The following is a 12,707-nucleotide window of genomic DNA, read 5'->3' on the forward strand; positions in this document are numbered from 1 at the left end:
ACGACGACGTACTGCTGGGTACTACGGGGGTCCGGGGCTAGCCGGCAGGGCTGGTGGAGATCCGGTGAAGCCATTCGAGGAAGAGCTTGAGTTCCGAGCTGGAAAGCTGGTCAGAGTGCGAAGCCTGAAGTGCGGCGTTCAGGGCGATCGCTGCCACCACCACCGAGGACTTTCCGGTGCCGCCCGGGGCCGGGCCGCTGGCGGGCTCGGCGGACACCGCGAAGATCATGGCGTCCCGGGTCATGGTGGACAGTTCGAGGTTGCGTTCGGAAGCGGGCTCCGCAATCAGCATCAGCGTCACGCCCACGTTGGCAGCCAGGATGGACCTGGCTGCCTCCCGGGGCTGGACGTTCAGCTGGCCCGCCGCCGCTGCCTTGTTCAGCATCTCCTCCATGAGCGCCTCAGCGTCCGCCACGATGGCAGGCCGGCTCTCCGGGCGGATATTGCCGAACATCACCAGGTACAGCTCGGGCTGGTTCAGTCCGAACTGGACGTGGTTGTCCCACATTCTCCGGATGTCCTCGATGGGCTGTCCGGAGGGGGCGAAATCCCTTTCGCCCGCGACATATTCTTCAAACCCTGCGGCGACGACGGCGTCGAACAAACCTTCCTTGTCACCGAAGTGGTGGTACAGCGTAGGAGCCGAAACCCCGGCCAGCTGCGTGATCTGGCGCGTGGACACCGGAGCCCCCGCGGATTTTGCCAGCAGTTCCGCGGCAGCACGGAGCAGCCGCATTTTGGGGGGAAGCTGGCCATCCAAACTCATAACCGCTACCCTAGCACCTATAGCGTTGCTATATGAACTGAATCACATACAATTTTTTCAGGCACGTTTCCCGCCCTGGACGTAGCAGTCCTCCGGCGGACCCGGCACGGCGCCGGGGGAACTTGGCGGGCCTGTCTACCGGCAGAGAATGAGGACCTTCAGTGCAGAACTTCCCAGGAGTAGGCGTCAGTCCAGGCCGCGTCATCGGCACCATCCGGCAGATGCCCAAACCGATCAGTGAGCCTCCCGCCGGTGAACAGCTGGCCCCGGACACCACTGCAGAAGAAGCCACCGCAGCACTGAAGGCCGCCGCGCAGGCCGTGCACGACGAACTGAAGGACCGCGCCGCCCATGCCACCGGCGACGGCAAGGCCGTCCTGGAGGCCACCGCCCTGATGGCCAAGGACACCATGCTGATCAAGGGTGCGGCCAAGCTGGTGGCCCGCGGCACCTCTGCCGAACGCGCCATCTGGGAGTCCGGCTCCTCCGTCTCCGAAATGCTGCACAACCTGGGCGGCTACATGGCCGAACGTGCCACCGACGTCCTGGACGTGCGCGCCCGCATCGTGGCCGAGCTCCGCGGCGTGCCCGCGCCCGGCATTCCCGCGTCCAACACCCCGTTCGTCCTGGTGGCCGAGGACCTGGCCCCCGCGGACACCGCAACGCTTGACCCGAACAAGGTCCTGGCGCTGGTCACCGCCGGCGGCGGCCCCCAGTCCCACACCGCCATCATCGCCCGGTCCCTTGGCCTGCCCGCCGTGGTTGCCGCCGTGGGAGTGGACGAACTGCCGGACGGCACCGAGGTGTACGTGGACGGCGCGGCCGGCCTCATCACTTCCGACCCCGACGAATCCCTCCGGGCAACAGCGGAAGCATGGGCCGCCACGGCGTCGCTGCTGGCTGAATTCACCGGCACGGGCGCGACGGCGGACGGCCACGAGGTGCCGCTGCTCGCCAACGTGGGCGGCGGCAAGGACGCCGAAGCGGCCGCCAAGCTGGGCGCCCAGGGCGTGGGCCTGTTCCGCACCGAGTTCTGCTTTTTGGAGCGCGACACCGAACCCAGCGTCGAAGAGCAGGCTGCTGCCTACAAGAGCGTTTTTGATGCCTTCCCCGGCAAGAAGGTGGTCCTCCGGACGCTGGATGCCGGCGCGGATAAGCCGCTGCCGTTCCTGACGGATTCCACGGAGCCCAACCCGGCCCTTGGCGTCCGCGGCTACCGCACCGACTTCACCACCCCCGGCGTCCTGGACCGGCAGCTGGAAGCCATTGCCCTGGCTCAGAAGCAGTCAGAAGCCGACGTCTGGGTCATGGCCCCGATGATCTCCACTGCGGAAGAAGCGGCCCGGTTCGCCTCCATGTGCGCCGATGCGGGCATCAAGACCCCCGGCGTGATGGTGGAGGTCCCCTCGGCGGCCCTCACCGCCGAGGCCATCCTCCGCGAAGTCAGCTTTGCCAGCCTGGGCACCAACGACCTGACCCAGTACGCCATGGCCGCCGACCGCCAGCTCGGCCCGCTGGCCAACCTGAACACCCCGTGGCAGCCGGCCGTCCTGCGGCTGGTCGGACTGACGGTTGAAGGATCCCGGGCGGAGGGCCACAACAAACCGGTGGGTGTCTGCGGCGAGGCCGCCGCCGATCCCGCCCTCGCCGTCGTCCTCACCGGACTGGGCGTCAGCACCCTGTCCATGACGGCGCGGTCCCTCGCCGCGGTGGCAGCAGTCCTGAAGACGGTAACCCTGTCCGAAGCCCAGGACCTGGCCAAGCTCGCCCTGTCCGCGCCGAGCGCCACCGAGGCGCGGGCGTGGGTCCGGGAAAAGCTGCCGGTATTGGAGGAGCTGGGGCTCTGACGGGTCCGCGGCCACGCCGGCTGCGGCCGGGATAGGCTACGTCCATGGCATTGATAGCCCCCCGCGTCACGGCCGGCCTGCCCGCCGGCGAAGCCCGCGTCCTGACGCGCGCCCTCGAGGACAGCAATGACATCACTGTCTTCGTCGACGGAACGGTCCATCGGCTGCCCGGGCAGGCACGGGACGCCGTCGTGGACCTCCTTGCCCGGCTGGGCCGCGGCGAAACGGTGACCGTGAGCAGCGTGGCGGAAATGCTGACCACGTCGCAGGCGGCAGAGCTGGCGGGGATTTCGCACACCTACCTGCGCAACATGACGGACCGCGGTGAGATCCCGGTGGAGTACCGCGGCTCGCACCGGCGGATCCGGCAGGCTGACATCATGGCGTGGCTCAAAAGCCAGAAACTTGCCGAACACAAGCGCAGGCAGGACAAGAACGCCGGGGCAGACGCCGGCCCGCGGGAATAGTGCCCATGGCGAAGGCCGGCGGCGGGACAATCCCTCCGCTGCAGTCAGCCGACCTGGAAGCCCACGGGCTGAAAGGCCGGATCCTCTGGGCTGATGGAACACCTGCACCGGGGCTGGAACGCGCGGACTGTTCGCGAGAGCCCGCATACATCCTCATCCACGGCATCGGCGTTTCTCACCGCTACCTCCGCCGCCTGCACGGTGAGCTCGCCACCACTGCCCCCACCTATTCCCTGGACCTGCCGGGCTTTGCCGGCACCCCCAGGCCGGGGAGGCAGTTGTCCGTGGAGGACTACGGCGCCTTCATCGCGCAGGCTCTGACGGCCAGCGGCATTGGCCCGTACATCCTGGTGGGACATTCGATGGGCGTCCAGTTCGCCATCGAGGCGGCACTCTGCGCACCGGACCAGGCACTGCGGCTGGTGTTGATGGGTCCCGTGGTCGATTCGCGGCACCGCAGCGTGGGGCGGCAGGGCCTGGCACTGTTCCTGGACTCACTCCTCCGGGAAAGCGCCTCCTCCAACTGGCTGGTGGTGTCGGACTACTTCCGCTGCGGTCCGCGATGGTACTTCACCGTGCTCCCCGTGATGATGGGCTACCCCACGGAGCTGCGGCTGGCGGGCATCAATGTGCCGGTGCTGGTCCTGCGCGGGAAACAGGACCCGGTGGCGGGCGCGGATTGGTCGCGCCTCCTCGCCCAGGTGGTGCCGCAGGGACGCTTTGTTGAGATCGACCGGGCAGGACACGTGGCCCAGCACCTGCGGCCACGGCAGGTAGCGGCCGCCATCATGTCCTTCACCGAGGCCGGTGCCTAACGCCAGGTCTGGGTACTCAGATCCTTGGCCTCGCCGCCCAGCGCCGCATCTTCAACGCGGCGTGCAGCTCCAGGCGGGGCATCCCCTTCAGCGGGTCCACCCCCAGCAGCTGCCGGATCCGGCCCAGCCTGTTGTAGATGCTGCTGCGGTGCAGGTGGAGCTTGCCGGCCACATCCTGCACGGACCCATCGTTGTCATACAGGAGTTCAAGGACCGGGATGAGCTCGCCGTTGCGGTCGTGGTCCTCGAGCATCCGGAAGTACACCGAACCGGAATCCGCCCAGGCCCCCACCCCTCCCCCGGCCGAGGCGAGAAGCTGGTAGACGCCCGTTGCGCGGATGTCCACCAGTTCACCCAGCTGCGGGTCCACGGCTGCCGCCTGCGCTGCCACCCGCGACTGCCGGTATGCCTCGGAGAGCTGGCGGGTCTTGGAGAAGCCCTCGCTGATGCCCAGGATGATCCGGTGGACCGGGCGGCCGGACCGTTTGGCCAGCTCCAGCTGGTAGTGGACCAGGACCTGGGCGTGGTTGGCCCGGCCCGTCGACTCGCGGAACAGCACCACCGAGTGGGTTTCCGTACCGGCGCTGAAAAGGGCGGCGTCCACGCCCACGGTTGCCTGGAGCGCTGTGGAGCGGTGGATCAGGGTGGACGCGATGGGGTCCGGGCCGCTGGCCCAGCCGTCCGCATCGAGGACCGTGACCATCTGCCACGGACCGCGGCCCTGGACTTCCTTCCACCCGGCCACGGCGGCCACGGCGTTCGGTTCTCCCGCGCAGGCGGCCAGGAACTCCCGCTCCCGGCCCCGCCGGAATTCGGATTCGGCCGTATTCGAATCGAGCAGGAGGCCGGACAGCAGCTCAAGCTCATGGTTCACGCCCGGCAGCTGGGTGAGGATCGCCGTCGGGCTTTCCTCCGCGGAGTCCTGCTGCACCCAGAGGTAACCCACGCGGAAGCCCCGCACCATGAGCGGAACGCAGACCCTGCCCAGCATGCCCAGCTCAGGGTTGGCCGGGACCACAACGGGCCGCACGGCGGTGGCGATGCCGTGCGAGAGCTGCCACGCGCTCACGTCCGCCGGGACCTTTTTGCTCAGCAGGAAGTTCACCCGCACCCGGTCGGCGTGGGACTGGTTGGAGCTGTAGGCCAGCAAAAGGCCGTCCAGGTCCTCGAGGGACAGGCCGCGCCCCAGCTTCTGCGCCACCTGTTCGACGAGCTGTTCCACACCCTGCTGCTGCATGGGGCAACACTACTGCGCTGGAAGCTCTACAGACGAACGGACACGAGGCGACACCTGACGCTTCAGTGCTCGACACCTGTCGAGCACTGAAGCGTCAAAACCGCGGAATCACGGGGGTCCTTGGCATGGCTGCAAGCCCGCTCCGTGTCACGTGGCTCACAGCCGGATTTATCGTTGAAACACGAAATCCTTTCCGTTTTTTCGGCCCACCGGCCCCGCACACTGGAGCAGACGATGATCATCGGCGTCCCCAAAGAAATCAAGAACAACGAATTCCGCGTGGCCATCACCGCGGCCGGAGTCCACGAATTCCGCACCCACGGACACACCGTCCTGGTGGAGCGCGGTGCCGGCCTGGGCTCAGGCATTACCGATGAGGAATACTCGATCGCGGGCGCCGAGATCGTTAACGAGGCGGACGATGTCTGGGCCCGGGCCGACATGGTGATGAAGGTCAAGGAGCCCATCAAGTCCGAGTACCACCGCTTCCGCAAGGGCCTGATCCTCTTCACCTACCTGCACCTGGCTGCCGAGCCGGAACTCACCCGCGAACTCATCAACTCCGGCGTCACTGCCATCGCCTACGAAACGGTGCAGGAAGGCCGCTCGCTGCCGCTGCTGGCCCCGATGTCCGAGGTTGCCGGCCGCCTCTCCGTCCAGGTGGGTGCCACCTCGCTGATGGCTCCGGCCGGCGGCAAGGGCGTCCTGCTGGGCGGCGTTCCCGGCGTGCGCCCCGCCAAAGTGGTGGTCCTGGGCGCCGGTGTTGCCGGCACCAACGCCGCAGCCATGGCCCTGGGCCTGGGTGCCGACGTCACCATCCTGGACATCAACATCAACCGCCTGCGCGAACTGGACGCCCAGTACCAGGGACGGCTGAAGACGGTTGCCTCCAACAAGTACGAGATCGAAAAGTCAGTGGTGGACGCCGACCTGGTGATCGGTTCCGTCCTGATCCCGGGCGCCAAGGCCCCCAAGCTGGTCACCAACGACCTCGTGGCCCGGATGAAGCCCGGCTCGGTCCTGGTGGACATCGCGGTGGACCAGGGCGGCTGCTTCGAGGACACGCACCCCACCACACACCAGGAACCCACGTACAAGGTGCACAACACCATCTTCTACTGCGTGGCCAACATGCCCGGCGCCGTGCCCAACACCTCCACCTACGCGCTGACCAACGTCACCCTGCGCTACGCCGTGTCCCTGGCCAACCTGGGGGTCAGGGCCGCCTTCGACCGCGACCCCGCCCTCGCCGCCGGCCTGAACATCGCCGCCGGCCACGTGGCACACCACTCCGTGTCCGAAGCCCACAACCTGCCCCTCGTCAAGGACTGGCACGAACTGGTCTCCGCGTAAGCCCCTCCGTCGATTGCTCCCTACTCGCCCCTTTGAGCCCTCAAAACGGCGTCTACGGGGCCCTGTGGGGAGCAATCGACGGGCCTAGGCCAGTTCGCGCGCTTTTTCCATGATTTTCAGGGCCGCGACCGCGTCTTCCGGGTCTACCGGGAGGGGACGGGCTGACGCGGTGCCGCCGTCGAGGATCTTGTCCGCCAGGATCCGGTAGAACTCGGGGTACGCGCCGCGTTCGGTGGGGAGCCGGTCCAGGTGGCCGTCGCGGCCCAAGAGGCCGGCCCACTCCGGCGCCTCCTGGCCGTAGGCGGGATCCAGGGGGCTGCCGCCGGCCGCCATGTAGGGCTCCTGGGGGTCCACACCGTTCTTGGTGAAGCCGCCTATCGAGCCCAGCACCCGGAAGCGCGGACCCTGCTGCGCGCACAGCATGTTCATGGTCAGGTGGCTGGTCACCCCCGATTCGTGCCGCAGGACCAGGAAGACGTCATCATCCGCCCGCTCATCCGAGCGCCGCGCCTTCAGCTCGGCGTGGAGCACGGCGGCCGGGCCGAACAGCTGCAGCGCCTGGTCGATCAGGTGGCTGCCAAGATCAAACAGGATGCCTCCCCCGTCGACGGCTGTGGCCCGGGCCTTCCAGGCTTTGCTGATGGCCGGGGACCAGCGTTCGAAACGCGACTCGAACCTGGTGACGCTTCCCAGCGACTGCGCGGCCAGCAGCTTTCGCAGCGTGAGGAAGTCCCCGTCCCACCGCCGGTTGTGGAACACCGTGAGCACGCGGCCCAGCTGCCGCGCCAGGTCGATCAGTTCCTGCCCCTGCCCGCTGGTGACCGCAAATGGCTTGTCCACCACCACGTCCAGCCCCGCTTCCAACGCTGCCTTGGCCAGCGAATGATGCGTCGCGGGCGGCGTCGCCAGGACCACCAGGTCAAGGTCGGCTGCCCGCTTAAGGACGGCGGCCCCGTCCCGCATTACCTCCACCCCTGGAAGCCTGGATGAGGCAGCCGCCCTCCGCCCGGCATCGGACGTGGCCACGGCGTCCAGCGAGTAGCTGCTGTTGGCCGCGAGCAACGGCGCGTGGAACACGCTGCCGGCGAGCCCATAGCCGACGACGGCGGTACGGATGGTGCGCTGGTCGCCTTCAGTTCCGGTCATGGAACCAACGCTACCCCTGGCGTGGCGGCGTCGAACAAGACCCGTTAAACGCCGAAAGACGGCACCCCTGGTGACCAGGGGTGCCGTCTTTCGGCGTTGTGCGGCTACTGCCGAGGGAGGGACGTTACTTCTTTTCCCAGCCGATGGTGGTCCAGTCCGGAACCTGCGAGAGGCTCTTGAAGAGGGACGGGCCGTAGTTGGCCAGGCCGGTGCGGACGAAGGAGATCTGCGGGCCGTTGAAGACCACGCCCATGGAGTAGTACTTGGCCATGTGCTCCTTCTCCACATCCATGGCTGCCTTGTTGCGGGCGGCGTTGTCCTCGATCGAGGCGAGGTCGGCAATCTTCTTGTCCAGCTCGGCGTCGCCCAGCTTGTTCTCGTTGGTCTTGGAGTCGTAGTACTGCTTGACGGCATCAGTGGCGTCCGGACCAACCGTGTAGCCGGAGATGCTCAGGTCGAACTCACGGCTGCCCAGGACCTTGCCGAAGTCGGCGGAGGCGCGCTGGTCAATCCCGACATCCATGCCGCCGGCCTGGAGCTGCTTCTGGAGCGTCTGGGCCACTGCCAGGGTGGTGGGGTCGTCGCCAAAGTTGCTGATCTTGAAGGCGGCGGGCTTGCCGTCCTTCTCCATGATCCCGTTGGCGTTGGCCGTGTAGCCGGCGTCGGTGAGGACCTTCTTGGCGGCGTCCGCGCCGGTTTCCTTGACCGGGTAGTTGTCCTGGTAGTAGTCCGAGAACGGCAGGAGCATCATGGAACCGGAGCTGGGCTCCTCCCAGTTCAACCCGTTGAAGCGGACCTTGCGCAGGGCTTCACGGTCGACGGCGGCGAAGATGGCCTTGCGGACGTTGACGTCGGTGATGCGCTGGGCGTTCAGGTTCAGGCCGCCGGCAAACAGCCGCTGGCCGCGGCGGATGTCGGAGTCCTTGGTGCCGTCCAGCTGCTTGTAGAGGGAGATGGTGTTGGCCGACATCGCGTCAATCTCGCCGTTCTTGAACGCGGCGATCTGGGCGCTGGTTTCCAGCTGCCGGAAGGTCACGTTGGCAAGGACCGGCTTCTGGCCCCACCACTTGTCGTTCGGCACCATGGTGACAGTCTTGGCGGCGGTGTCGTACTGGTCCAGCTTGAAGGGACCTGCCATCCATTCGGGGTGCAGGTTGCCGTTGAAGCCCTCATTGAAGATTTCGGGGGTGTTGACGGCGGGGTGGATGAGTCCGAAGAACAGCGAATCCACCGGGAAGACCGGCTGGCTGGTCTTGACGATGACTTCCTTGTCGTTGCTGCCCGCTTCGACGGAGTCAACGAACTCGTAGGCGCCCGAGCTGACGATGTCGTAGCCGGCATCCGGGCTCTTGAGGATGTTCCAGGTGTTCTTGAAGGCCTTGACGTCGATCGGGGTGCCGTCGTTGTAGGTGGCCTTGGGGTTCACCTTGATGGTGATGGTCTGCTTGCCGTCCTTGACCACGCTGTCCACTGACTCGCAGAAATCCGTGTTCGGCGTGACCTTGCCCTTGAAGTCCACCTTCCAGCAGCCGCCCATGCCGCCGCCGTTCATGGCGACCGGGTTCATGGGAACCTGCAGCGCTGAGTTGTCCGCACTGTTGCCGTTGTTGGAGAACCCGTTGAAGTCCGGCCCGATGTTGCCCAACGGAAGGGTAACCTTGCCGCCCTGCTGCAGGTCGGCAGCCGGCTTCTCGTTGATGCTGATCAGCTTGGCCAGGTCGCTTCCCGATGCCTGTGCCTTGGCCGTTTCGGGGCCGCTGGCACCGCCACCGCCGCAGGCCGTCAGCGCCAGGGCCGCAGCAACAGCTGCAGCTCCGCCGATCCTGTTCAGTTTCCTCATGGTTTTCCCTTCATTGGTGCGAGTGGTGGTGCTTGTGGGTCGAGAAGTCCTAGGGCGCATGGTGGTCCGCCGGTTCGTGGACCACCAGCATGTCCTCATCCAGTTCCCCATCCGGAAAGAAGCAGGCGAACTGCTGGTCCGCGGCGGATGCCGCAGCTTCCAGGGGCGGTTCCAGGGTGAGGCACTTTTCCTGCTTGGCCGGCGGCAACGCCGCGAAGACAGGACAACGGGTGGCGAAGTTGCAGCCTTTGGGTGCCTGCAGCGGCGAGGGCAGGTCACCCTGCAGGATGATGCGTTCGCGGGTGCGTTCCAGCTGGGGGTCCGGAACGGGAATGGCGGAGAGGAGCGCGCGGGTGTAAGGGTGCCGGGGGTTGTCGAACACCCGGTCCACGGCACCGATCTCCACGATTTTGCCCAAGTACATCACCGCCACCCGGTTGGAGATGTGGCGCACCACGGAGAGGTCGTGCGCCACCAGCAGGTAGCTCAGGCCCAGTTCGGCGCGCAGGTGGTCCAGGAGGTTGATCACGCCGGCCTGGACCGATACGTCCAGGGCGGAGACGGGTTCGTCCAAAACCACCAGCTTGGGGTTCACGGCCAACGCCCGGGCGATCCCGATCCGCTGGCGCTGGCCGCCGGAGAACTGGTTGGGGAAGCGGTTGACGTGGTCCGGCTGCAGGCCCACGAGCTTCATCAGCTCCATGATCCGCTTCCTGGTGGCCGCCCGGTCCATGCCCGCGTTCTGCAGGGGTTCGGCAAGGACCTCGTACACCGTGAACCGGGGATCCAGGGCGCCGGTGGGATCCTGGAACACCATCTGGAGCTCGCGGCGCATCCTGGCTTTGGTCTTTGCGTCGGCAGCCTGCTTGTTGCTGAGCCCGCCGATCACCACCTCGCCGTCCTGGTCCGGATGGAACTCCATGATCTCCAGGAGCGTGGTGGTCTTTCCCGATCCGGACTCGCCCACGATGGAGAAGCATTCACCTTCGCGGATATCAAAGGTCACGCCGTCCACGGCCTTGACCGTGCCGATCCTGCGCTTGATCAAGGCGCCCCTGGTCAGCGGGAAATGCTTCCGCACGTCCTTGAGCCTCAGCACGGTGTCCCGCTGGGCACGGGGGATGGCGTCGAAGCGGGACACAGGCACCGGCGGGGCGGCGAACACGTCGTGGACATCCACAGTTCCGCCCAGCGATCCGGACTTGATGCAGGCGGCACGGTGCAGTGCGCCGCCCTCGACGGGTGCGAGGGCGGGCTCGCCGTCAAGGCAGGCCTCCGAGGCAAGGGGGCAGCGGGGTGCGAACGAGCATCCGATGGGGGCGTGGAGCAGGTTGGGCGGCATTCCCTCGATGGGGACGAGCGAGGATTTCTCCGCCACGTCCACCCGGGGCACGGCGCCCAGCAGGCCCATGGTGTAGGGCATCCGCGGGTTGTAGTAGATGTCGTCCACGGCACCGGTTTCCACCGGCTTGCCCGCGTACATGACCATGATGTCGTCTGCCATCCCGGCCACCACGCCGAGGTCGTGCGTGATCATCACGACGGCGGCACCGGTCTCCTCCTGTGCCGCGTGGAGCACCTCGAGGACCTGGGCCTGGATGGTGACGTCCAGGGCCGTCGTCGGCTCGTCCGCGATCAGGACGCGCGGGTTGTTGGCGATGGCGATGGCGATCATGACGCGCTGGCGCATGCCGCCGGAGAACTCGTGCGGGAAGGCTTTCAGCCGTTCACGGGGGCTGGGGATCCCCACCATGGCGAGAAGCTCGACGGCGCGGGCTTCCTTGGCCTTCCTGCTCATGGAGGGGTGGTGGATGGCCAGCGCTTCGATGATTTGGGTGCCCACCGTGAAGACGGGAGTAAGGGAGGAGAGGGGGTCCTGGAACACCATGGCAAGGTCGTTCCCGCGGAATTGGCACATGGCCTTGTCGCTCAGCCCCAGCAGTTCCCTGCCGTTGAGCCGGACGGAGCCGGAGACCTGGGCCGCGGGCGGGAGGAGTCCCATGATGGCCAGCGAGGTGACCGATTTGCCGGAGCCTGATTCACCAACGATCCCCAGGGTCTTGCCGGGCATCAGGTCGAAGTCGACGCCCCTGACGGCGTGGACAACGCCGTTCTCTGAACTGAAGCGGACATTCAGGTCGCGGACGGACAGCACTGCGTCGGCAGGGGCGTGCAGTCCTGCCACGTGCAGGCGCTCCACGTCCGACCGGGCGGGTTCCATGGCTCCGGTGGTGGTTTCGCTGCTCATGCCGTCTTCTTTTCCGCGGGGATGGTCCGGGCTTTGGCCTTCCTGGCCTTGCCGGTGGAACTGGAGCTGGGGTCGAAGGCGTCCCGCAGGCCGTCGTTCATCATGGCCAGCGAGCCGGTCAGGAGGAACATGACGGTCAGCGGTACCCAGAACATCCAGGGGAAGGTCTGCACCTGGGAGGTGGCACCGCCGATCAGGACGCCGAGGCTCACGTCCGGGACCTTGATCCCGATGCCGATGAAGGAAAAGGCCACCTCGGCGAGGATGGCCGCCGTGACCCCGCGGGTGATGTCCAGGATCAGCAGCGAGCCGATGTTCGGAACCAGGTGGCGCCAGACGATCCGCCGCGGCGGCACGCCCATGTACTGGGCGGCCTTGACGAAGTCACGCTGCATGAGGGACATGGACATGGAACGGATCAGGCGGGCCGTCCCCATCCAGCTGAATACCAGCAGCACGATGATGAGCAGCAGCCACGAGGGAAGGTCCCGCTTGAGGCCCGCAGCGCCGCCGCTGGTGGCGACGGCCACCACCAGGAGTGCCGGCATCATGATCAGGGCCTCCAGGATGAACAGCATCACCTTGTCCACCTTGCCGCCGAAGTAGGCCATGCTGCAGCCGTAGACGGCGGCGATCAGGACCGACACGAGGCCTACCACCAGGCCAATCAGGATGGAGATCCTGGTGCCCTCGACGGTCATGGCGTAGAGATCGATTCCGGCCTGGGACGTACCGAGGAAGTGGTCGGCCGATGGCGGCATTCCGATGTTGAAGGGGTCGATGGTTTCCTTGTCCCACGGGGTGAAGAATCCCCCGATGAACGAGAAAACCGTCAGGGCCAGGAAGATGGCCAGGCCCGCCACTGCGGTCCTGTTCCGCAGGAAGCGGCGGAAGATAATGGTGTTTTTGCCGATGACGACGTCGGCGCTCTCCAGGTGCGCGTCCTGCGCCACGGCTGCCGGGTCAACGGCGTTCAGGTTGGTCATGG

The 12,707-nt window shown here is 66.7% G+C and carries 9 protein-coding genes and 1 pseudogene; 4 read left to right on the forward strand and 6 right to left on the reverse strand.

Annotated elements, in window-relative coordinates; translation table 11 throughout:
* Positions 1-37: 37 nt before the first annotated feature.
* Positions 38-766, reverse strand: a complete 729-nt coding sequence (locus LDO86_RS19480; RefSeq protein WP_026265838.1) for a TetR/AcrR family transcriptional regulator — start codon at positions 764-766, stop codon at positions 38-40.
* Between the two features lie 161 nt (positions 767-927).
* Here LDO86_RS19480 and ptsP point away from each other — a divergent pair, with 161 nt between their 5' ends.
* From ptsP to LDO86_RS19495, 3 genes are read left to right on the forward strand one after another with little or no spacing between them, the layout of a single operon-like run.
* A complete protein-coding gene (gene ptsP / locus LDO86_RS19485; protein WP_018769738.1) occupies positions 928-2,613 on the forward strand; it encodes a phosphoenolpyruvate--protein phosphotransferase in 1,686 nt (561 codons plus the stop codon).
* Between the two features lie 44 nt (positions 2,614-2,657).
* Positions 2,658-3,080 (forward strand): helix-turn-helix domain-containing protein, encoded by a 423-nt coding sequence (locus tag LDO86_RS19490; protein ID WP_018769739.1) that lies wholly within the window; start codon positions 2,658-2,660, stop codon positions 3,078-3,080.
* A gap of 5 nt (positions 3,081-3,085) precedes the next feature.
* Entirely contained in the window at positions 3,086-3,895 is an 810-nt protein-coding gene (locus LDO86_RS19495; protein WP_043425021.1) for an alpha/beta fold hydrolase, read from the forward strand.
* A gap of 16 nt (positions 3,896-3,911) precedes the next feature.
* On the opposite strand, the pseudogene LDO86_RS19500 reads toward LDO86_RS19495, so the two are convergent.
* Positions 3,912-5,208: pseudogene (locus tag LDO86_RS19500) on the reverse strand (helix-turn-helix domain-containing protein).
* Between the two features lie 158 nt (positions 5,209-5,366).
* On the opposite strand from LDO86_RS19500, the gene ald reads away from it, so the two are divergent.
* The gene (gene ald, locus LDO86_RS19505; RefSeq protein WP_026265840.1) at positions 5,367-6,485 is read left to right on the forward strand and encodes an alanine dehydrogenase; all 1,119 of its coding nucleotides are present in this window, start codon (positions 5,367-5,369) and stop codon (positions 6,483-6,485) included.
* A gap of 84 nt (positions 6,486-6,569) precedes the next feature.
* On the opposite strand, the gene LDO86_RS19510 is transcribed toward ald, so the two are convergent.
* The 4 genes from LDO86_RS19510 to LDO86_RS19525 form a co-directional block, all read right to left on the reverse strand.
* Positions 6,570-7,631: a Gfo/Idh/MocA family oxidoreductase gene (locus LDO86_RS19510; RefSeq protein ID WP_018769743.1), complete on the reverse strand. Its 1,062-nt coding sequence runs from the start codon at positions 7,629-7,631 to the stop codon at positions 6,570-6,572.
* Between the two features lie 124 nt (positions 7,632-7,755).
* Positions 7,756-9,471: an ABC transporter family substrate-binding protein gene (locus tag LDO86_RS19515; RefSeq protein ID WP_018769744.1), complete on the reverse strand. Its 1,716-nt coding sequence runs from the start codon at positions 9,469-9,471 to the stop codon at positions 7,756-7,758.
* Positions 9,472-9,520: 49 nt separating this feature from the next.
* Positions 9,521-11,719, reverse strand: coding sequence for an ABC transporter ATP-binding protein (locus LDO86_RS19520; protein WP_018769745.1), 2,199 nt, complete (start codon positions 11,717-11,719; stop codon positions 9,521-9,523).
* On the reverse strand, positions 11,716-12,705 hold the full coding sequence (locus LDO86_RS19525; protein WP_018769746.1) for an ABC transporter permease: 990 nt from the start codon (positions 12,703-12,705) through the stop codon (positions 11,716-11,718). Before LDO86_RS19525 ends, LDO86_RS19520 begins: the two co-directional genes overlap by 4 nt.
* Positions 12,706-12,707 lie beyond the last annotated feature (2 nt).

It is taken from the genome of Arthrobacter sp. StoSoilB19, from assembly GCF_019977275.1.
Lineage (GTDB): Bacteria > Actinomycetota > Actinomycetes > Actinomycetales > Micrococcaceae > Arthrobacter.